This is a genomic window from Burkholderia sp. 22088, from assembly GCF_052045915.1.
GTDB classification, from domain to species: Bacteria; Pseudomonadota; Gammaproteobacteria; order Burkholderiales; family Burkholderiaceae; genus Burkholderia; species Burkholderia cepacia.
Map to the genome: position 1 here is coordinate 104,910 of NZ_JBQEPY010000026.1, position 20,946 is coordinate 125,855.

21 protein-coding genes are annotated in these 20,946 nt (G+C 69.1%); 5 read left to right on the forward strand and 16 right to left on the reverse strand.

The window, feature by feature from the left end; translation table 11 throughout:
• From flgK to flgB, 11 genes are all read right to left on the reverse strand, one after another.
• On the reverse strand, positions 1-1,932 hold the full coding sequence (flgK, locus tag ACTJLD_RS37515; RefSeq protein ID WP_060373186.1) for a flagellar hook-associated protein FlgK: 1,932 nt from the start codon (positions 1,930-1,932) through the stop codon (positions 1-3).
• 216 nt (positions 1,933-2,148) lie between these two features.
• Positions 2,149-2,904 carry a flagellar brake protein gene (locus ACTJLD_RS37520; RefSeq protein WP_021164374.1) on the reverse strand — a complete coding sequence of 252 codons (756 nt, stop codon included), beginning with the start codon at positions 2,902-2,904 and terminating at the stop codon, positions 2,149-2,151.
• A gap of 217 nt (positions 2,905-3,121) precedes the next feature.
• Positions 3,122-4,105 carry a flagellar assembly peptidoglycan hydrolase FlgJ gene (gene flgJ / locus ACTJLD_RS37525; RefSeq protein ID WP_440661281.1) on the reverse strand — a complete coding sequence of 328 codons (984 nt, stop codon included), beginning with the start codon at positions 4,103-4,105 and terminating at the stop codon, positions 3,122-3,124.
• The gene (locus ACTJLD_RS37530) at positions 4,106-5,290 is read right to left on the reverse strand and encodes a flagellar basal body P-ring protein FlgI (protein ID WP_027788923.1); all 1,185 of its coding nucleotides are present in this window, start codon (positions 5,288-5,290) and stop codon (positions 4,106-4,108) included. It abuts the gene before it with no gap.
• A 5-nt stretch (positions 5,291-5,295) separates the two neighbouring features.
• A complete protein-coding gene (flgH, locus tag ACTJLD_RS37535) occupies positions 5,296-5,988 on the reverse strand; it encodes a flagellar basal body L-ring protein FlgH (RefSeq protein ID WP_440661283.1) in 693 nt (230 codons plus the stop codon).
• A 21-nt stretch (positions 5,989-6,009) separates the two neighbouring features.
• Positions 6,010-6,798, reverse strand: a complete 789-nt coding sequence (flgG, locus tag ACTJLD_RS37540; RefSeq protein ID WP_021164160.1) for a flagellar basal-body rod protein FlgG — start codon at positions 6,796-6,798, stop codon at positions 6,010-6,012.
• 34 nt (positions 6,799-6,832) lie between these two features.
• Positions 6,833-7,591, reverse strand: coding sequence for a flagellar basal-body rod protein FlgF (gene flgF / locus ACTJLD_RS37545; RefSeq protein ID WP_027788921.1), 759 nt, complete (start codon positions 7,589-7,591; stop codon positions 6,833-6,835).
• Between the two features lie 19 nt (positions 7,592-7,610).
• Complete coding sequence (gene flgE / locus ACTJLD_RS37550) at positions 7,611-8,852, reverse strand: flagellar hook protein FlgE (protein ID WP_059700411.1); 1,242 nt, start codon at positions 8,850-8,852, stop codon at positions 7,611-7,613.
• Positions 8,853-8,885: 33 nt separating this feature from the next.
• The gene (locus ACTJLD_RS37555; protein ID WP_027788919.1) at positions 8,886-9,638 is read right to left on the reverse strand and encodes a flagellar hook assembly protein FlgD; all 753 of its coding nucleotides are present in this window, start codon (positions 9,636-9,638) and stop codon (positions 8,886-8,888) included.
• 64 nt (positions 9,639-9,702) lie between these two features.
• Positions 9,703-10,128 carry a flagellar basal body rod protein FlgC gene (gene flgC / locus ACTJLD_RS37560; RefSeq protein ID WP_021164156.1) on the reverse strand — a complete coding sequence of 142 codons (426 nt, stop codon included), beginning with the start codon at positions 10,126-10,128 and terminating at the stop codon, positions 9,703-9,705.
• 40 nt (positions 10,129-10,168) lie between these two features.
• Positions 10,169-10,657 carry a flagellar basal body rod protein FlgB gene (gene flgB / locus ACTJLD_RS37565; RefSeq protein ID WP_021164155.1) on the reverse strand — a complete coding sequence of 163 codons (489 nt, stop codon included), beginning with the start codon at positions 10,655-10,657 and terminating at the stop codon, positions 10,169-10,171.
• Positions 10,658-10,861: 204 nt separating this feature from the next.
• Between flgB and flgA the strand changes: the two genes are divergently transcribed.
• The 4 genes from flgA (at position 10,862) to ACTJLD_RS37585 (ending at position 14,647) form a co-directional block, all read left to right on the forward strand.
• Positions 10,862-12,115 (forward strand): flagellar basal body P-ring formation chaperone FlgA, encoded by a 1,254-nt coding sequence (gene flgA, locus ACTJLD_RS37570; protein ID WP_440661286.1) that lies wholly within the window; start codon positions 10,862-10,864, stop codon positions 12,113-12,115.
• A 118-nt stretch (positions 12,116-12,233) separates the two neighbouring features.
• Positions 12,234-12,563, forward strand: coding sequence for a flagellar biosynthesis anti-sigma factor FlgM (gene flgM / locus ACTJLD_RS37575; RefSeq protein ID WP_027788917.1), 330 nt, complete (start codon positions 12,234-12,236; stop codon positions 12,561-12,563).
• A gap of 79 nt (positions 12,564-12,642) precedes the next feature.
• The gene (locus ACTJLD_RS37580) at positions 12,643-13,083 is read left to right on the forward strand and encodes a flagella synthesis protein FlgN (protein WP_021163144.1); all 441 of its coding nucleotides are present in this window, start codon (positions 12,643-12,645) and stop codon (positions 13,081-13,083) included.
• Between the two features lie 217 nt (positions 13,084-13,300).
• Positions 13,301-14,647 (forward strand): SGNH/GDSL hydrolase family protein, encoded by a 1,347-nt coding sequence (locus ACTJLD_RS37585; RefSeq protein WP_440661288.1) that lies wholly within the window; start codon positions 13,301-13,303, stop codon positions 14,645-14,647.
• Positions 14,648-14,671: 24 nt separating this feature from the next.
• On the opposite strand, the gene ACTJLD_RS37590 is transcribed toward ACTJLD_RS37585, so the two are convergent.
• The gene (locus tag ACTJLD_RS37590) at positions 14,672-16,522 is read right to left on the reverse strand and encodes a M24 family metallopeptidase (RefSeq protein WP_440661290.1); all 1,851 of its coding nucleotides are present in this window, start codon (positions 16,520-16,522) and stop codon (positions 14,672-14,674) included.
• A gap of 443 nt (positions 16,523-16,965) precedes the next feature.
• Between ACTJLD_RS37590 and ACTJLD_RS37595 the strand changes: the two genes are divergently transcribed.
• On the forward strand, positions 16,966-17,751 hold the full coding sequence (locus ACTJLD_RS37595) for a helix-turn-helix domain-containing protein (RefSeq protein WP_027788914.1): 786 nt from the start codon (positions 16,966-16,968) through the stop codon (positions 17,749-17,751).
• Positions 17,752-17,791: 40 nt separating this feature from the next.
• On the opposite strand, the gene ACTJLD_RS37600 is transcribed toward ACTJLD_RS37595, so the two are convergent.
• The 4 genes from ACTJLD_RS37600 to ACTJLD_RS37615 form a co-directional block, all read right to left on the reverse strand.
• Complete coding sequence (locus ACTJLD_RS37600; protein WP_027788913.1) at positions 17,792-19,033, reverse strand: multifunctional CCA addition/repair protein; 1,242 nt, start codon at positions 19,031-19,033, stop codon at positions 17,792-17,794.
• Positions 19,030-19,677 carry a glutathione S-transferase family protein gene (locus ACTJLD_RS37605; RefSeq protein WP_027788912.1) on the reverse strand — a complete coding sequence of 216 codons (648 nt, stop codon included), beginning with the start codon at positions 19,675-19,677 and terminating at the stop codon, positions 19,030-19,032. The genes ACTJLD_RS37600 and ACTJLD_RS37605 overlap by 4 nt, the downstream gene beginning before the upstream one ends.
• A 63-nt stretch (positions 19,678-19,740) precedes the next feature.
• The gene (locus tag ACTJLD_RS37610) at positions 19,741-20,700 is read right to left on the reverse strand and encodes a complex I NDUFA9 subunit family protein (RefSeq protein ID WP_060197830.1); all 960 of its coding nucleotides are present in this window, start codon (positions 20,698-20,700) and stop codon (positions 19,741-19,743) included.
• A gap of 23 nt (positions 20,701-20,723) precedes the next feature.
• The coding region (locus tag ACTJLD_RS37615) for a hypothetical protein (RefSeq protein ID WP_440661294.1) at positions 20,724-20,946 on the reverse strand (223 nt) is incomplete at its 5' end.

Genomic DNA, 20,946 nt, shown 5'->3' on the forward strand with positions numbered 1-20,946 from the left:
TCAGTTGAACAGGCCGAGCACGGTCTGGAACAGCGTCGACGCGGTCTGGATCACCTTCGCGTTCGCCTGGTAGAGCTGCTGGTACTGCATCAGGTTGGCCGCCTCTTCGTTCTGGTTCACGCCCGACACCGACTGCTGCGCCTGCGTGATCTGGCCGATCAGCGAAGTCTGCGCGGCGCTCGACGACTTCAGCTGGCTCGTCGTGTTGCCGATGCCGTTCACGTAGCTCGCGTACGCGCCCGTCAGCGTGGTCGAGCCGTTGCCGAACGATTTCGCGCTGACGAGCTTCGACAGCGCAAGTGCGTTGCTGCCGTCGTTCGTGCCGCCCGTGTTCGGCGCGACCGTGAACGTGTCGCCGGCCGTGGGCGCGCCCGACACCGTGACCGTGACGCCGGCCGTCAGCGTGATCGGCGTGCCGGACTGGTACGGCTGCGCCGCGCTGGTCGTCGGCGGCACGGCCGTGTTGTCGGTGACCGTGTAGGTCGGGCTGGCGGTCGTGCCGCCCATCGTGATCGTGTAGTTGTGCGGGTTGGCCGCGGCCGTCGCGCTGGTGACCGTCAGCCCGCCGATCGTGCCGGTGCCCGTGTTCGTCTTGGTGGCCGACGGCACGTACGGCGACGCCGCCGCGATCGCGGAGCCGTTCGACGTCGCGAGGCCGAAGCCGTTCAGCGCGCCGCGCGTCGGCTGCACGGTGAACTTGTCGCCGGCGTTCATCGCGCCGGACGAGAACGAGAAGTTCAGCCCGCCGATCGAGGCCGGCATACTGGCCGACTGGCCGACCACCGCGCCGCTCGCGCGGTCGGTCAGCGTGTAGTTCGTGCCGTCGTACGACAGCGTGTAGTCGCTCGTGGTCGGCTGCGACGCGTTCGCGAACGACACGGACAGCGCCGCGTTGCCGGTATTGCCCTGGTTCGCGTACGTGATCGGCGTGCCGGTGGTGAACAGGTTGCCGCCGACGTTGCCCGACAGGTCGATGCCGAGCGCATTCTGCGCGTTGACCTGCGCGGCGAAGCTGGTCGCGATCGCACCGAGCTGCGCTTCGGCCGGGTCGAGCGTCTGGCTGCGGAACGCGAGCAGGCCGCCGAGCGTGCCGCCCGACAGCGACGCGTCGGACAGCGCCTGGTTCGGCCCCTGCGGGTTCGCGCCGGCGATGCCCTGCGACACGACGGTCAGCTCGCTCGGATCGGACGGCGACGTGACGGCCGCGAGCTGGTAGCTCTTGTTCGCGACGACGAGCGGCGTGCCGCCCGCGAGAAACACGCTGTAGCCGTCGCTGTTGCGCACGACCTGCACGCCCGCGAGGTTCGACAGGTTCGACACCGCGAGGTCGCGCTGGTCCATCAGCTGGTTCGGCGGCTGGCCCTGGCTGCTCGCGGACGCGATCTGCTGGTTCAGCTGCGCGATCTGCGCGGTGTACGCGTTGATCTGCGTCACGGTGCTCGTGAGCTGCGTGTTCACGCTCTGGCGCAGCGCGTCGTACTGCTGGCCGGCCGCCGTGATCTGGTTCGCGAGCGTCTGCGCATTGCTCATCGCGGTCTGCCGCACCGACGCGTCGGACGCGCTGTTCGCGACGTTCTGCATCCCGGTGAAGTAGTTCGTGATCGCGGTCGAGATGCCGGACGTCGGGCTGCCGATGTAGTTGTTCAGCTGCGTGACGAGCGAATACCACGTCGACAGCGCGCCGCTTTGCGTCTGCGCACCGTTCAGCTGGTCGCTCAGGTACTGGCTGTACTGCCGCTGCACGGTGACGGTGTTCACGCCCTGCGGCATGTAGCCGCTGCTCGTGTACTGGCCGCTTGCCTCGGCATAGACGGGGCGTTCGACCGAATAACCCGGCGTCGCCGCGTTGCTGATGTTCTGGCCGGTCGTCGTGAGGCCCCAGAGCGCGGCATTCAGGCCGCTGACGCCGAGGTTCATGAGTGTGTTGGACATGCGCGATCCTGATGAGCCGGCCGCGCTGCGGCCGCCGGGTTGCGTGACTCCCGGTATAACGGCCGCGGATCGAAAAAATTGAGGAAAAAATGCACGCGCGACGCGCGCTCGCGCGTGGCGGGTCGAAACGCCCGGCGGCCCGGGCCGGCGGCGGTGCGTGGGCGGCGCGCGGGCGGCCTCGAGCGGCCCCGGGCGGGGCCGGCCGCCGCGGGCGCGTCAGGCCCGCGCGAGCGAGCGGCGCTTCATCTCGAGCTGCGTGATCAGCCGCTGCAGCGTGTTCTCCGCGCTGCCCGGCAGCGACATGTAGCGGAAGCCGAGCTGGTAGCGCCGCGACCCGTTCGGCATCTGCGTCGAACGCTGCGACACGAGCTGCAGGTCGAGCGACAGCTTGCCGTGGCCGGTCAGCTCGAGCTCGACGTCGGGCAGCAGCGTGCCAACCTCGAGCGCCTCGACGCGTTCGTCCGCCGTGCGCAGCCCCACGCCGCCGAGCGACAGGTTGTGCACCTCGAACAGGAAGCTCTCGCCGTCCGGCAGCTTGCCGCGGCACACGTACGGATCGACGACCGGCGCATCGACGCGGAAATACTCGCGGCGCTGGATGCACATCAGGACGTCGGGGAAATCGGCGACGAACGCGGGCAGCCCCTCGTAGCGCGTCTCGCGCGGCGTGCCCGTGGAGAATTCGACGCGCACGCCCTCCGGCGCGGCCGCGAACGTGCAGTGCGACGCGCCCAGGATGCCGGCGTTCTGCTCGGACAGCGCGCCCCAGTCGAACGTGAACGTCCGCGCGCCGACATCCACCTCGAGCAGGCGCGTGACGAGCTGGCCGCCCGGATACTGGACGGTCAGGAAATCGCCGCGATTGACGAGGTTGCGCAGCTGCACGCCGATTTCCAGCGGATTGCGGCGGGCATAGTCGGGCCCGGAGTGGCCTGCATCCAGGCTGGGGTCCGTCGACGTTTCGATATTCATGGCTAGCCGGTCTTTCTTGTCATGGGCGCCCGGGCAACCGGTGCGCGATAAAACCGGGCCAGAACGGGGGCCCGGTCGCAGGTCTCTCACACTTAGCGGCAGTGCTGACCGAAAGTTTAGATCGAAACGGGGATTTTTTTCGCGCAAACGTTGAAACCGCGCGCGGCGGGCTGCCGGGCGCGGTCCGAAAGGGGCAACGGCGCGGGCCGACGGGCCGTCAGCCGATCTGCTGCATGATCGAGATCAGCTTCTTCGCGTAGTTCGGGTCGGTCGCGTAGCCGGCCTTCTGCATCCCGTGCGCGAAGCCTTCGACGCTGCGGCTCGCGCTCAGCACGCCCGAGTAGCGCGGATTGTTCTTCAGCAGGGTCGCGTAATCGGTCATCGCGTGCTCGTACGAGTCGTACGCGCGGAACTTCGCGACCACGCGGCGCGGCGTGCCGTTCACGTATTCCGTCGTCAGCGCCGACACCGTGCGGCCGGTCCAGCCCTTGGTCGCCTTGATGCCGAACACGTTGTAGCTGGTCGAGCCGTCGCTCGCGCGAATCTCGCGCTTGCCCCAGCCCGATTCGAGCGCGGCCTGGCCGACGATGAAGCGCGCCGGGATGCCGGTCGACGCGCTGGCCGCCTGCGCGGGGCCCGCGAGCCGGTCGACGAACGCGTCGGCGTCCTGCACGCCGCTCGCGCCCTTCAGCGGCGGCGTCAGCGCGCTGCCGGCCGAGTAGCCGCGCGTGCCGGCGAGCCCGCCGTTGTTCGCCGCGCTCGCGTAGGCCTTCGCCATCGCGTTCATCGCGGCGAGGCCGCCTTCGTTACCCGACGTGCCTAGGCCGCCCGCGCCCAGGCCGGCCGCGCCGACGTCGGCCGCCGTGTCGCTGCCCGCGCCCTGCCCCGCATTGCGCAGCAGCTGCTTCATCAGCGCGTCGGCGACGCCGATCCCGCGCGTCGACATCTGCTGCGCGAGCTGCTGGTCGAGCATCGACGTGTACAGCTTGGACGTATGCGAATCGAACAGCCCGCCGTCCGGCGACGCGTCGCGCATGCTCTTGAGCATCATCTGCGTGAACATCGCGTCGAACTGGCCGGCGACCGCCTTCGCGCCGGCCTGCGGCGACTGTTTGGCCTGCGCGCGCAGCGCGTCGAAACCCTGCACGTCGAGCGCGAAGCGCTGCGTGAGGTCGTTCGCGTTCGGAAGAGAGGCTGCCATTTAGATGATCTCCAGGTCGGCGCGCAGCGCGCCGGCGGCCTTCATCGCCTGCAGGATCGACATCAGGTCCGCGGGCGTCGCGCCGAGCGTGTTCAGCGCCTTCACGACGTCGGCGAGATTCGCGCCGGCCGTCACCATCTTCAGCGCGCCGTTGTCCTGCTTGAGCTGGATCTGCGACTGCTGCGCCACCACCGTCTGCCCGTTCGAGAACGGCCCCGGCTGCGACACCACCGGCTGCGTGTTGACCACGACCGACAGGTTGCCGTGCGCAACCGCGCAGCTCTGCAGCGTGACCATCTGGTTCATCACGATCGAGCCGGTGCGCGCGTTCAGGATCACCTTCGCCGCGGCCTTGTCCGGGCTCACGTCGAGGTTCTGCAGGCGCGCCATGAACGCGACCTGCTGCGCCGAATCGGCCGGCGCGGCGAGCTGGATCGTGCGGCCGTCGAGCGCCGTCGCGGTGCCCGGGCCGAAGCTCGAATTGACCGCGGACACGATCCGCTGCGCGGTGCCGTAGTCCATGTCGTTCAGCTGCAGCTGCAGCACGCCGTTCATCTGCGCGATCGCGTTCGGCACCGCACGCTCGACGATCGCGCCGCCGACGATCCGGCCGGCCGCGAGCTGGTTCACCTGCACGCGGCTGCCGTTCGCGCTCGCGCCCGCGCCGCCGACCGCCATGTTGCCCTGCGCGAGCGCATAGACCTGGCCGTCCGCGCCCTTCAGCGGCGTGAGCAGCAGCGTGCCGCCGCGCAGGCTCTTCGCGTTGCCGAGCGACGACACGGTGACGTCGAGCGCCTCGCCCGGCCGCGCGAACGGCGGCAGCGTGGCGGTCACCATCACGGCCGCGACGTTCTTCAGCTGCATGTTGCTCAGCGACGACGGGCCGCCGTTGGCCGAACCGTTGTTGATCGAGATGCCGAGGTTCGCGAGCATGTTCGCGAGCGTCTGCGTCGTGAACGGCGTCTGCATCGTCTGGTCGCCCGTGCCGTCGAGACCGACGACGAGGCCATAGCCGATCAGCGGGTTGTCACGCACGCCCTGGATCTGCGCGAGATCCTTCAGGCGTTCCGCGTGCGCGGGCGCCGCGCCGAGCACGCACGCCGCGGCCACCGCCGCGAACACGAGGGCGAGCCGCGCGGCGCCATGCGCGCGGGCCGACAGCCGGTCGAACAGGGTCTTCTGCATCGTCATCACCACGGCGCGATGTTGAGGAAGAAGCGCTGCAGCCAGCCCATCGTCTCGGCTTCGTTGATGTAGCCCTTCGACGAGTATTCGATCTTCGCGTCGGCGACCTGCGTCGAGTAGACCGAGTTCGCGCCCGAGATCGTGTTCGGGTTCACGACGCCCGAGAAGCGCACGAATTCGTTGCCCTGGTTGATCAGCATCTGCTTCTCGCCGCTGACCACCAGGTTGCCGTTCGGCAGCACGTTGGTGACGGTCACCGTGATCGTGCCGTTGAACGTGTTCGCCGCGCTCGCGCCGCCGGTCGCCGCGAACTTGTTGTTGCCGGCGGCCGACAGGTTCGCCTTCGCGAACAGCCCGCCGAGGAAGCCGGCCGTCGGCACGTTGAAGTCGGTGTTGCCCTGCCGGTTCGTGTTCGCGCCCGACGACTTGGTCGCGTTGATGTTCTCCGCGATCATGATCGTCAGGATGTCGCCGACGTTGCGCGGCCGCTGATCCTCGAACAGCGGCCGCCCCGCGTAGCCGGGGTTGTAGATCGAGCCGGGCGCCTGCATCGACATCGGCATCGGCGGCTGCGCCGTCATCGGCTGCTGGATGATCGGATCGCGCGGAATCTGCGCGCAACCGGCGGCGAGCGCCGCCACCGCGACCGCGCATGCGGCGCCGACGGTGGCTGACGGGAGGAGGCGAACCTGCTTCATGGCGACGACGGGACTTTCCGGTTAGCTCTTCATCTGCGTGACGGTCTGCAGCATCTGGTCGGACGTCGTCACGGCCTTGCTGTTGATCTCGTAGGCACGCTGCGTCTGGATCATGTTGACGAGCTCCTGCACGACGTTCACGTTCGACGCTTCGACGTAGTTCTGGTTGAGCACGCCCGCGCCGTTCAGGCCCGGCTGCGACACGTTCGGCGCGCCCGACGACGTGGTCTCGGAGAACAGGTTCTCGCCGCGCGCCTCGAGGCCGGCCGGGTTGATGAAGGTCGCGATCTGCAGCGAGCCGATCTGCACCGAGTTGGTCGAGCCCGCCTGCGTGACCGACACGACGCCGTCCTTGCCGATCGTCAGCGACGTCGCGTTCTGCGGGATCGTGATCGCCGGCAGGATCTGGTAGCCGCTCGACGTGACGAGCTGGCCCTGCGCGTTGGTCTGGAACGAGCCGTCGCGCGTGTACGCGTTCGTGCCGTCCGGCATCAGCACCTGGAAGAAGCCCGCGCCGTTGATCGCGACGTCCTTCGAGTTGCCGGTCTGCGTGAGGCCGCCCTGCGTGTACAGGCGCTCGGTCGCGACCTGCTGCACGCCGGTGCCGAGCTGCAGGCCCGACGGCAGCTCGGTCTGCTGCGTCGAGTTCGCGCCCGGCTGGCGGATGGTCTGGTACAGCAGATCCTCGAACACCGCGCGCGACGCCTTGAAGCCGTTCGTGCTGGTGTTCGCGAGGTTGTTCGAAATCACGTCCATCTGCGCCTGCTGCGCATTCATGCCGGTGGCGGCGATGTAGAGCGAACGGTTCACTTGTCGATTCTCCTGCGTAAGCTGGCGCGGGCGCTCAGCTGAAGTTGAGCAGCTGGTTCGCCGACTGCTCGTTCTGGTCGGCCGTCTGGATCAGCTTCGACTGAAGCTGGAACGCGCGCGCGTTGTCGATCATCGCGACCATCGCGGTCACCGGGTTGACGTTGCTGCCCTCGAGCGAATTCGGCGTGACGACCACGTTCGGGTCGGCGTCGGCCGGATTGCCGTCGGCGGTGCGGAACAACCCGTCGTTGCCGCGCGTGAGCGTGGCCGGATCGGGATTGACGAGCTTCATCTGGTCGACGATCGCGACCGCCGTCGGCGGGTCGCCCGGCATCAGCGCGGACACCGTGCCGTCCTTGCCGATCGTCACTTCCGCGTTCGGCGGCACCGAGATCGGGCCGCCGTTGCCGACCACCGGCAGGTTGCTCGCGGTGACGAGCTGGCCGTTCTCGTCGACGTGCAGGTTGCCGGCGCGCGTGTACGCCTCGCTGCCGTCGGCCGCCTGCACCGCCAGCCAGCCGGCGCCCTGCACGGCGACGTCGAGCGGGTTGCCGGTGCGCGTGATCGGACCCGGCGCGTAATCGGCGCCGGGCGTCGACGCGAGCACGTAGGTGCGCGTCGTCGTCGGGTCGATGTTGCTGCCGTCGCCGAAATTCATCGGCACCGCGCGATACGTCGCGAGCTGCGCGCGAAAGCCCGTCGTCGACGCGTTCGCGAGGTTGTTCGCGACGATCGCCTGCTGGTCGAGCGACTGCGACGCGCCCGTCATCGCCGTGTAGATCAGTCGGTCCATGGCTGCCCGTTATCCGCGCTTACAGGTTGATGAGCGTCTGGTCGACGGTCTGCTGCGTCTTGATCGTCTGCGCGTTCGCCTGGTAGTTGCGCTGCGCGGTGATCAGGTTGACGAGCTGCGACGTGAGGTCGACGTTCGAGCTCTCGAGCGCGCTGCCCTGCAGCGTGCCGTGGTTCGTGCTGCCCGGCGCCGAGATCTGCGGCACGCCCGACGCGGAGCTTTCCACGTACTGGTTGCCGCCGAGGTTCACCAGCCCGTTCGGGTTGTTGAAGTTCGCGAGCGCGATCTGGCCGAGCACGGCGGTCTGGCCGTTCGAGTAGTTGCCGGTCAGCTTGCCGTCGGTGCCGATCGTGTAGGTCGTCAGCGTGCCGCTCGCGAAGCCGTCCTGCGCGAGGTTGTTCACGCCGTCCTTGCCGCCGTACTGCGTCGTGCCGGTCAGGTCGAGCGTGAGGTTCTGCGGCGTCGCCGAGCCGTCGGTGTTCGGCACCGTGAACTGGAACTGGCCGAGCGACGTGGTCGGCGTGGCCGGCGTGCCCGTCGTCGTGCTCTGGATCGCGCCCGACGAGTCGAACGTGACCGTGCCGAGGTCGTTCGTCGCGCCGCCCTGCACGCCCGCATACGCTTCCCACGTGCCGGCCGCCGACTTCACGAAATACATGTTGACCGCTTGCGAGCCGCCGAGCGAGTCGTAAACCTGGATCGACGTCGAGTAGTTGTACGTCGTGTTGTCGGTCGCGCTGAACGGCTTCTTGGTCGGCACCGTGTCCTGCGAGTTCAGGTTGAACTGCGCGGAGATCTTGGTCGTCGCGGTCGGCGCGAGGTTGGTCGTCGGCGCCTGCAGCGGCACGGTCTGCGCGGTGTTGATCACGCCGCCCGTGTTGGCTGCGTAGCCCATCAGGTTGCGGCCCTGCGAGTCGATGATGAAGCCGTTCTTGTCGCGCTGGAACGTGCCGTCGCGCGAGTACGTCGTCACGCCGTTGTTCGACATCTGGAAGAAGCCGTTGCCGTTGATCGCGACGTTGAGCGACGAGTTCGTCGTGGTGATCCCGCCCTGGCCGAAGTTCTGCTCGACCGAGTTCAGCCGCGTCCCGATGCCGATCTGCGTGTTGGTCGACGTCGCGACCGAGTTCGCGTACATGTCGGCGAACTGCGCGGTGCTCGACTTGAAGCCGACCGTGTTCGCGTTGGCGATGTTGTTGCCGATCACGTCGAGCGCGTTCGATGCACCCGAGAGGCCGCTCAGACCCTGTTGATAACCCATTTCGGTCTCCGTTTCGAGAATGCTCGATCAGTATCAGTTGGAGGTGGTGCCGCCGGACGAGGGCGACGACGACGCGGTATTCGGGAAGATCGACGCGACCTGGGTCAGCCCCACCGTCGTGCCGTTCGACAGCACGAGCCCCGCCGTGCCGTCCGCCTGCTTGATCACGCTCTGCACCGTCGAGGCCGCGAGCGTCGTGGCCGGCTGCGGCGTGCCGTTGCTGTCGGTGTACGACGCGCTGACGGTGTACTTGCCGTCCGGCAGTGCGTTGCCCGCCGAGTCGGTCGGCGTCCAGTTGAACGGCACGGTGCCGGCCGACTGCGCGCCCGCCTTGATCGTGTTCACCACGGTGCCCGCCGCGTTCTTCACGGTGATCGTCAGGTTCGACACCGAGCTCGACAGCGACACGCCGAACGGCGACGCCGCGCCGCCCTTCACCGCGACCGCGTTGCCCGGCGCGAGCACGTTCGTGCCGATCAGCAGCGCGGCCTGCGTCTGCTGGCCGGCCGTGAGCTGCGACGACAGCGACGTGAGCGACGTATTCAGCTGCGCGATGCCGCTCACCGTATTGATCTGCGCGAGCTGCGACGTCATCTGCGAACTGTCGACCGGGCTGGTCGGGTCCTGGTTCTGCAGCTGCGTGACGAGCAGCTTCAGGAACGTCGCCTGCAGGTCGCTCGCCGACGTGCCGTTGGTCGACGACACGTTGTTGGTGTTCATCGTGTCGGTCGGCAGGGTCGACACGTTCGTGCCGTTGCTGCCGATCGTCGTGCTGGAGGAAGTCATCCTGGGTGGCCTTCTGTCTGGACTTTCGGAACTGTCGGGTCTGTAAGGTCGGTCGGCGCGCGGCTTACGAGCCGATCGTCAGCGTCTTGAGCATCAGCGTCTTCGCGGTGTTCAGCGTCTCGACGTTGGCCTGGTACGAGCGCGACGCCGAGATCATGTTCACCATCTCCTGCACCGGGTCGACGTTCGGCATCTGCACGTAGCCGTTCGCGTCGGCGGCCGGGTTCGACGGGTCGTAGGTCGACTTCATCGGCGACGGGTCGTCCATCACCTTCGTCACGCGCACGCCGCCCACGCCCTGGCCGGACGCGGTGCGCGCGCCGCCGATCGGGTCGGTCGCGAACACGACCTGCTTGGCCTTGTACGGCTTGCCGTCGGGGCCGGTCGCGCTGTCGGCGTTCGCGAGGTTCGACGCGGTGACGTTCAGGCGCTGCGACTGCGCGGACAGCGCCGAGCCGGCGACGCCGAAGATGTTCATCAACGAAGGCATGGAAGCTCCTTTTGCTCGGATTCGGAGGCGGTGCGCGCCGTCACTGGTTCGTCGTGATCGCGGCGATCATCGCCTTGATCTGCTGGGTCATCACGGTCATCCCGGTCTGGTAATGCAGCGCGTTGTTCGCGAACTGCACGCGCTCGACGTCGAGATCGACCGTGTTGCCGTCGAGCGACGGCTGCAGCGGCATCCGGTACTGCGCGCGGCCGTAGTCGTCCGCCGGGCCGCCCGTCGGGATCAGCTTCGCGGTGCCGGCCATGTGGCCCGCCGCCGTCGACACCATCGACATACCGCTCGTCACGCCGGCCGGCTGCGTCATCGGCAGTTGCGCGGCGTTGCTCGGCGCGAGGCCGCCATTGGCCTGCTTCAGCGAGCGCGCGAGCGTCGACGCGAAATCGACGTCGCGGGCCTGGTAGCCGGGCGTGTCGGAGTTCGCGATGTTCGACGACAGCAGTTCCTGCCGGTAGGCGCGCACGTCGAGCGCCTGTCGGCCGAACGCGAATTCCGCATCGAGTTTGTCCAGCATGTGTGCGTCTCTCCGTATGAAGCGCTGCACGCCCCTCGCGCCGGATGGCGACCCGAGAGGCTTTTTTCCATGACAGCGATGGTAGGCGCCGGACGCAACCGGCAATCGGGCGAATAACGCGGCAAAGGCCCCCTCTATTCATCGTTTGCGCGACGGCCCCGCTCCCTAGAATGCGAAGCGGAGCAACGGATCGGGGATCGGGCGATGACTGGCAGCGCACTTCGCGGAAGGAACGGGCGGCTCATGCACGTCCGGCGTGCGTTTGCGCGTGCGTTTGCGCTCGCCGCGGCGCTGTGGATCGCCGCCCCGGCCGCGCACGCGGACGACGGGATGATCGTGATTGCCGGGCGCGGCGAGACGGCCGAAACCGCGCTCGCGCACGCCAATGCGGCGAGCGGCGGGCAGTTCGGCGGGAATGCGGCGATGGCGCCGGGTGCGGGCCTCGCGCCGGACGCGGGTCGCGCGGCGAGCGGCACGGGTGCCGCCGGCACCGGCTACGCGCCGCAACCGGCCGGCACGATGGTCGTGACGACCGTCCCGCCACCGGCTGCCGCGGTCGCACCGGCACCCCGCCCCGTCTACGCAGCCGCCCGCGCGAACGCCGGATACGGCGCGCCGCGTGCCGCCGATCCGACTGCGATCGCGACGGTCGTCGCCGGCACGGCCGAACCCGCATCGAATCCCGTACGGCCGGCCCCGCAGCCGGCCTTCGCCGCACGCATGGCAGCCGCCCGCGCCGCGTCGGCATTGCCGGCGCCGCGCGCGACGCCGGGTTCCGCCAACGCGGCTCCGGCGGCCAATGCAGCCAATGCCGCCCAGCCCGCGACGCCGCCCGGCCAGCAGGATCCCGAGTCGATCCGCCGCGCGGCTCTCGCGTTCCTCCAGCAGCAGATCGCGGGCCTGCCCGGCAAGACCACCGCGACGGTCACGACCGCGTTTCCGCGCGGGCTCGCCGCATGCACGACGCTCGAGCCGTTCATGCCGACCGGCGCGCGCCTGTGGGGCCGCACGACGGTCGGCGTGCGCTGCGCGGGCGAGCGGCCGTGGACCGTCTACCTGCAGGCGAAAGTGACCGTGCAGGCCACCTATTACGTCGCCGCGCGCCAGATCGCGCCCGGCGAGCCGCTCTCCGCGGCCGACCTGGTCGCCCGTGACGGCGACCTGACGGTGCTGCCGCTCGCGGTGATCACCGATCCGGCGCAGGCGATCGGCTCGACCGCGCTCGCGCGCATCTCGGCCGGGCTGCCGCTGCGGCAGGACCTGCTGAAGAGCGCGGCGTCGGTGTCGGCCGGCCAGACGGTGCGGGTCGTCGCGGCCGGGCCCGGTTTCACGATTTCGGCCGAGGGCAGCGCGCTGGCGAATGCCGCGCCCGGCCAGTCGGTCAGGGTGCGGATGGCGGCGGGCCAGATCGTCACGGCGATCGTCAAGGACGCCGGCACCGTGGAGATTCCGCTGTAGGGACGGATCCAGCGGCAAGAATGTAAAGAATTGTTTATTCGGAGCATTTCGGGCTCGCGATGCTAAAGTTCGGGCCGACCCGGCCGTTATCTGGGTCAAACCGAACAGGAAACCCATCGTGAAGATCGATTCCACTCCGAACCCGAGCCCCCTGGCGCCGACCGGCAACGGCGCGACCCGTGCGCCATCCGGCACGGCCTCGTCTTCGTCCGCGCAGGCGGCCGACGCAGGGTCGACCGGCGGCGACACGACCGTGAACCTGTCGGGTCTGTCCGGCCAGTTGCGTTCGGTATCCGCGTCCGGCAACGCCGATATCGACACGGGCCTCGTCCAGTCGATCAAGGACGCGCTGAACAACGGCACGTTGACGATCGATGCGAACAAGATCGCCGACGGCGTATTGAATACCGCCCGCGAGCTGCTGCAGCAGCAGCGCCCGGGCAACTGAAGCCGGCCTCGCGGCCGGTCCCCCGGTCTCCCGGTTTGCCGGCGCGCCCAACCCGCGCCGGCGCGACGAGCATGACGCGATGAGAGAAGAGCTGCTGGCCACGGTCAACGACGAACACGCGACGGTCGAGGCGTTCGCGTCCCTGCTCGCCTACGAGGAAAAGGCGCTGACGATGGCCCAGCCGCTCGAGATGCTGCCCGGGATCGTCGAGAAGAAGAGCGAGCTGATCGACCGGCTCGCGCAGCTCGAACGCACGCGCGACACCCAGCTTTCCGCGCTCGGCTTTCCGGCCGGCAAGAAGGGAATGGACCAGGCCGCCGAGCGCGATGCGCGCCTCGCCGGCCGCTGGCAGCTGCTGCAACAGGCCGCCGAACGCGCGCGCCAGGCCAATGCGAACAACGGGATGCTGATCCGGATCCGGATGGACTACAACGAGCGCGCGCTCGCGGTACTGCGCTCGGCGCCCGCGCCGGCCGGCGTCTATGGCCCCGACGGGCGCGTGTCGGCGCTCATGCGCTGAAGCACTGACTGACCAACTGACTGACCGGCAGCGGCGCCGCTGCCTTCCCTGCCGCACCTCGTAGCAGCTCGTAGTACCTCGCAGCAAGCACCTCGCCGCCATTCGCGGCCTCCCGCATTTCGACAGACCGGGCTCGAACCCGGCACTCACGGTCCCTTCCGATACACGGCTGCGCAACCGCGCCGCCGTCCCGTCACAACAATCAGAAGAGGGCCGCATGCCATATTTCCGCATTCCGTTTTCGTACCGCAGCGCCGCCGTTTCCGCCGTCGCGGCGCTGGGCGCCGCATTGACGCTTTCCGCCGCGCAGGCCGCCGGCGCCGCAACGCTGCCCGTGCCGACGGGCGACATGTCGCTGTCGCCGGCCGGCCCCGACATCGTGCCGCCGGCCGCGCCGGGTACGCCCGGCGCGACGCCGCGCGCGTCGCGCCGCGGGTCCGACACCTACACGTACCTGCGCTGCTGGTACCGGATCGACGCGGATCCGCTGAAGCCGGCCGCGACCTACGAATGGGCGCGCGACCCCGCCGGCGGCGACTGGTATCGCGTGTCCGGCTACTGGTGGGCGGACGGCATCACGCAGTGGAAGAACATGTTCTACAGCACGACGACGCAGGACACGCTCGCCGACGTGTGCCGCAAGACGCTGGCCGCGAAAGGTATCCGGTCCGACCTCGTGCAGGCGGTCGCGGCGAACAACGCGCTGTCGTTCAACTACACGGTGTGGACCGTCGACGCCGCGCAACAGGACGCACGCGTCAACAAGCTGATCGTGTTCGGCGACAGCCTGTCCGACACGCAGAACATGTTCAACGCGAGCCAGTGGAAGCTGCCGAACGGCACGAGCTGGCAGGCGGGACGCTTCAGCAACGGCCCGGTGTGGGCCGAATATCTCGCGAACGCGCTGCGGCTGCCGTTCTACAACTGGGCGATCGGCGGCGCGGCGACCGACCAGTACCTCGTCGTGCCGGGCCTCGTGCAGCAGATCGACTCGTGGCGCGAATACATGGATCGCGCGCCGGACTACCGGCCCGCCAACACGCTGTTCGCGGTGTTCGCGGGCGGCAACGACCTGGTGAACTACGGGCGCTCGCCCGAGCAGGCGGCGAATGCGGTGCGCGACAGCCTCGAGCGGCTCGCCGCGGCCGGCGCGACGCGGATCATGCTCGTCACGCTGCCGGACGTGTCGCGCGCACCGGTGTTCGCGACGCGCACCGACACGGCGAGCGTCGCCGCGCAGGTGAAGGACTACAACCGGCGCCTCGCCGACGCGGCCGCCGCGCTGCGCGCCCGTTACGGCGCGACGCTGCGGCTCGAGGTGTTCGACGCGTACGCGCTGTTCGACGACCTGCTGAGCCATCCGGCCCAATACGGCTTCGACGACGCGAAGCGCGCATGCCTCGACATCCCGAAACCGTCGTCGCTCACCTACCTGAGCGCGCAGACGCCGCGTGCGGACTGCCGCGACCCGGCGCGCTTCGTGTTCTGGGACACGCTGCACCCGACGACACGCACGCGTGGCTTGCCGAGCGGATCGCGCCGTTCGCGCGGGCGCGCCTGCTGAACTGACCGGCGCGGGCGGCGGTGCCTACAGCAGCGGACACGCGGTGACCTGCGTGCCGCGCTCGACGCACAGCCGCTCGTAGTCGCGCAGGTACGCGCGCTCGTCGTCGTCCAGCAGGTCGAGATCGATCAGGTCCCAGTCGTAGCCGACCGTCACGATGTTCTCGAACGTCACGGTATCCGGCTGCGCGTCGTCCTGACGGATGATCACGATGTTCTCGATCCGCACGCCGCCCTTGCCCGGCAGGTAGATGCCCGGCTCGACCGAAATCACCGCATTCGGCACGAGCCCGTACTGCGCGCCCGGCGCGAACCGCACGCCGCCCTCGTGCACGTGAATCCCGACGCCGTGCCCGGTGCCGTGGCCGAAATCGTGGCCGTGATCGCGGCACACCTGCCGCACGAGCGCATCGACGTCGCCGCCCTTTGCCGTGCTCGGGAAGCGCGTGACGAGCCCCTTGATGCAGGCCTTCAGCGCGACCGTGTAGATCTCGCGCTGCCACGGCTGCGCGACCGTATCCGGGTACGTCCGGCGCAGCACCACGCGCGTGCAGTCCGTCGCGAAGCCGGCTTCGTAATACGCGCCGCTGTCGAGCAGCACGAGTTCGCCTTCCGTCAGCTCGACGTCGGCGCTCGCCGCCGTGTAATGCGCGAACGCGCTGTTCGCGCCGTTCGCGGCGATCGACGGAAACGTCAGCGCAACCGCCGAACGCGCGGCGTATGCATCGTTGATCGCGCGCGCCAGGTCGTATTCGGTATGGCGCACGCCCGGCTCGCCCGTCTTCGCCCAGCGCATCGTCTCGGCGATCGCCGCGGAACTGCGCGCAAACGCGTCGCGGAACCGGTCGAGCACCGCCGGCGTCTTGCCGGCCCGCATCGCCTCGACCGGGTTGAAGTCGGCATGCCGCGCCTGCGGCCACACCCGCTTCACCGCGTCGACGAGCGCGCAGTTCACCGATTCGAAGCCGTAACACACGTGATCGACCGCGAACGGCGCGAGAAAGCGCTCGAGCGCCGCGACATCGCGCCGGATCACGTGCAGCGCCGGATACGACTCGAGCGTGACCTCGCAGCGGTCGCAGCCTTCCGGCAGGAACAACGCCACCTGCCCGCCCACCGCGAACAGGAAGCCGAGGTGCGACGACGCATTCGGGATGTGATAACCGCGGCTGTTCAGCAGATACGCGAGGTCGTCCGATGCGCAGGTGAAGAAGGCGGTCCTGCCGTCCGGCGCACCGGTATGCGCGGCGAGCTTGCGGTTCAGCGCGTCGAGGTTCTGCGCGACGCTCAGGCCGGTCATCGCTTCCGGCACCTCGAAGATCGGCCGCTCGACGACCCAGCCCGGCAACGCGATCGCGAGATCGATCTCGCGATCGGCGAGACTCGTCCAGTCGAGCGACGCGGCCTGCGTCTGCTCGAACAGGCGATCGCGCTGCGCGACGCTGATCCGCCGCGCGTCGTAGCCGACCCGTGCGAGCCGGCTCCCGTGCGCCACCAGCCAGTCGGCCATCGCCTGCCAGATCGTCACGTTCATCCCGAGCTTCTCGATGCGCACGCGCGCCGGATCGCACTGCTGCTCGGCCTGCAGGTGATAACGACCGTCGACGAACAGCACGAACGGCGGCACGCCGAGCGCCTGCGCGGTCGCCGCGCTCAGGAAGATCCCGCAGCCGGCCGAACCGTCGAAGCCCGACAGCGCATAACGCGGGTTGTTGCTGCGCGGCAGGTACTCGGTCACGTATTCGTCCTGCGACGTGACCAGTACCGCGTCGAGCCGCGCGGCGTCGAGCAGGCGCGACAGGCCCGCCTGCGTGTCGACGACGGACGCGTCGTACGGGGGAAGGCCGGAGAAGCTGTATTTCAGTCGATCGATCATCGGAAGCCCGTTATGCATTGTTGTCGGCGGCCGGCGGTGACGCGGCGGGGTACAGGCCCAAAGCAGGCTTGAAGCAGGCCTGACGCGGCCCGGCGCCGCTGCACGGTCGACGCTCGACCCGGCGCGGCACGACGCCGGGCCGCCGTACCGTCCCGGCGGCAGGCCCTTAAAAAAATTTTCGTCTCACTTAACTTTTTTTGATGCGCGCGACAGAATCTAGAGCACGCTGAAATCGAGGTCAAGCTGAAATTTTCGTAGGGCTAAAATCGGCATGACGCTTGCGGATCCCTGCACAGCGGGCGTTCGTCCGGCGGCACCGCGCGGTACAATGCGCCGGCATCGCCGCCCCGGCGGCCGTGCTTCGTGCGGTGCGCGGAATTCCCTGTCCGGCGACTGCACCGCCCGTCCGCCCGCCTCCCGATTCGTTGCCGCGAAAGAGATTCATGGATTCAGACATCATGCGTATCGGCCAGCGCATTCGCCGCCTGCGCCGGGAAGCGAAGAAGACGCTGCTGGAAGTCGCGACCGAAGCGAAACTGTCCGTCGGGTTCCTGTCCCAGGTCGAGCGCCATCTCACGGGCATCTCGCTGTCGTCGCTCGTCAACGTCGCGAAGGCGCTCGACGTGCCGCTCGGCGCGCTGATCGACCAGCCGCGCCAGGCGCAGCCCGATTCGCACGAGGGCAGCCGCAAGGCGTACGCGCTCGACGCCACGTCGCAATGGTACGAACGCCTGTCCACCACGTTCGACGGCAGCCAGATCAACGCGCTCAAGGTGCGGATGATGGAAGGCTACCGCTCGGAATGGGTGGCGCACGGCGGCGACGAATTCGTGTACGTGCTGGCCGGCCGGATCTGCTTCACGATCGGCAGGAAGAACTACCCGCTGTCGCCCGGCGACTCGCTGCACTTCGATGCGCGCAAGCGGCATCGGGTCGCCAACGTGGGCGACGGGCCGGCCGAGGTGATCGCAGTCGGCACGCTGCCGCTGTTCGACGACCGTCGCGCCGGGTTCGTGTCCGCGACGATGGACACCGCGAAACCGGCCCCCGTCGCGCGCGCCGCGGCGGGCGAACCGCGCACGGGCCGCCGCGGGCCGGCGCCCGAACGGGCGGATCGCGATCGTGCCGCCGGCACCGTGAAAAAGGACAAGAAGGCGGCAGCCAAGCCGCGCGCGGCCGCCGGCAAACGCGTGGCGGCCGCCAAGCCGGCACGCAAGAAGAAGCCGTAACGGCTTTGCAGGCGCGCGACGCGCGCCCTTCCCGCCGCCGTTATTCGCCGATCTCGAGCGCCTGCGCGACGGCCTCGATCCGCGCGCGATGCACGGCCTCCCGGATCTTCTCCGTGTCGTTGCCGATGCCGCGCGCGATCGCGCCGGCGTCGACGCTGCGCGCGGCCGCGAGCGCGACACGCAGCCGCTCGGCCTGCGGATACGGCTGCGTATCGAGCCCGAGCCGCCCGCGCGCATCCGATTCACACGCCTGCAGCATCTCGGCGAAACGCGCCGGCTTGCGCAGCGCGTCGCTGCGCTCGAACAGCCGCACCAGCGCGGCCGCGCCCATCTCCATCACGCGATGCAGGTTGCCGTGCTCGCGCGCGACCACGAGCGCGAGATCGCGGCATTCGTTCGGCACGCGCAGCCGTTCGCACAACGGCTTGAGCAGGTCGACGCTGCGCCCCTCGTGGCCGATATGGCGCGGCAGCACGTCGGCAGGCGTCGTCGCCTTGCCGAGATCGTGCGTGAGCGCCGCGAAGCGCACCGGCAGCGAATAACCCTGCTTCGCCGCATGGTCGACGACCATCATCACGTGCACGCCGGTGTCGACCTCCGGGTGGTAGTCGGCGCGCTGCGGCACGCCCCACAACGCATCGACTTCGGGCAGGATGCGCGCGAGCGCGCCGCACTCGCGCAGCACCGCGAACATCCGCGACGGTTTCACCTCCATGAGCCCGCGCGCGATTTCCTGCCAGACGCGTTCGGGCACGAGCGCATCGACCTCGCCCGCGTCGACCATCCGCCGCATCAGCGCGAGCGTTTCGTCCGCGACCGTGAAATCCGCGAACCGCGCGGCAAAGCGCGCGATGCGCAGGATCCGCACCGGATCCTCGACGAACGCATCGCTCACATGGCGGAACACGCGCGCGCGCAGGTCGGCCTGCCCGTCGAACGGGTCGATCACGGGCCCGACCAGCTCGCCCTCCGGGCTGACCTCGCGCGCCATCGCGTTGATCGTCAGGTCGCGCCGCGCGAGATCCTCGTCGAGCGTCACGTCCGGCGCGTAATGAAACTGGAAGCCGTGATAACCGGCCGCCGTCTTGCGCTCGGTGCGCGCGAGCGCGTACTCCTCCTGCGTCCGCGGATGCAGGAAGACCGGGAAATCCTTGCCCACCGGCCGGAAACCCTGCGCGGCCATCTGCTCGGGGGTCGCGCCTACCACCACGTAGTCGCGGTCCTGCACGGGCACGCCGAGCAATTCGTCGCGGATCGCACCGCCTACAGCGTAGATGTTCATGGCTGCGGTTCGAATTCGGCGATCACGTTCGTTTCACGGCGCGCGGCGTCGATCCAGCGCTGGACGGCCGGCAGCGCCGTCACGCGGGCCGCATAACCGGCCGCGTCCGGCGACAGGCCCGGCGCGTACGTGTTGAAGCGCATCACGACGGGCGCGTACATCGCATCGGCAATCCCGAATTCGCCGAACAGGAACGGCCCGCCCGACGCCTCGAGGCACGCGCTCCACAACGCGTCGATGCGCGCGACGTCGGCGAGCGCATCCGGCGTCGCACCGCGCCCCGGCATCGACGCGCGCACGTTCATGCCCATCTGCGTGCGCAGCGCCGCGAAGCCCGCATGCATCTCGGCCGCGACGCAGCGCGCATGCGCGCGCTCGAGCGGATCGGCCGGCCACATCGGAAACTGCGGATAGCGTTCGGCGAGCGTCTCGGCGATCGCGAGCGAATCCCAGATCGCGACGCCGTGGTCGTCGATCAGGCACGGCACCTTGCCGGACGGCGAATACTCGAGGATGCGTGCGGCCGTGTCGTCGTGGCGCAGCTCGATCGCGATCTCGTCGAACGGGATGCCGAAATGCGCGAGCAGCAGCCACGGACGCATCGACCACGACGAGTAGTTCTTGTCTCCAATGACGAGTTTCATGACGGTGTTCCGGAAAACGACAAGGTGAAAAGGACGAAGCTGAACGAAGGCGCCCGGGCCGGCCTAGCGGCGCGAGCGGAACCAGTCGAACCGGGACCGCTGCGCGGCCTGGCCGAGATACGCGGGCGCGATGCTTTCGAGACTCGCGGGCGAGATCCCGAGCTCCGGCGCGAGCGGCCCCGACAGCACGTTCGGCACCGACATCGTCGCGAGATTGTCGCGCGTGAGCACGGGCTCGCCGGGCAGGCATTCGAACACGCTCGCCTGCAGCCGCGCGAGCGCGTCGGGCAGCCGCACGATGCGTGCCTGCCGGCCGACCAGCGTGCCGCAATAGCGCACCAGCTGCTCGAGCGTGTAGACGGTCGGGCCGCCGAGTTCGTAGGTCTTGCCGTGCGCGGCCGCGAGATCCAGCGTGTTGACGAACGCGCGCACGACATCGCCGACGAACACGGGCTGGAAGCGCGCGTCGGGCATCGCGAGCGGCAGCACGGGCACCGTGCGCTGCAGGTTCGCGAACGTGTTGAGGAATGCATCGCCGGGGCCGAACACGACCGACGGGCGGAAGATCGTCAGCGCGAGCGAATCGGTCGCCGCGATCGCATGCAGCGCGGCCTCGCCGTCGCCCTTCGAGCGCTGGTACATGCTCGCGCCATGCGAATCGGCGCCGAGCGCGCTCATGTGCAGCACGCGCTGCACGCCCACCTCGGTGCAGGCGGTCGCGAGCGCGGCCGGCAGCGTGACGTGCGCGCGCTCGAAGCCGGGCCCGTACGGCGTACCGCGGCCGCCGTGCAGCACGCCGACGAGGTTGATCGCCGCGTGCGCGCCGGCGACGAAGCGCGCGAGCGTGCGCGTATCGAGCGCTTCGAGCTCGACGATTTCGACCGGCAGCATCTGCAGGTGGCGTGCGTGGTCGCGCCGGCGCGTGCCGATCCGTACCTGCTTGCCGGCGTCGATCAGCGCATTGACGAGCCGGCTGCCGATGAAGCCGGTGCCGCCCAGCAGCGCGACGGTCTGGCGATCCATGGTCGGGACCTCTAAGGGGCTGTTCACGCTAATAACGGGCTTGCGCTGGCCCCCGGAAGGGCCGAGCGCAAGGATTGCGACGAAACGAAACGATTACTCGACGTATTCGCGAGGAGCATGACGCGGCGATCGGCCCTTCCGGGGGTCAGCCCCACGCATGATTTTTTTCCAAACAGGCGAACGTGCCTGTATACGGGCTCGCAACGGGCCACGTCGGCGGCACCGCGCGGCAGGATGTCCGCATCC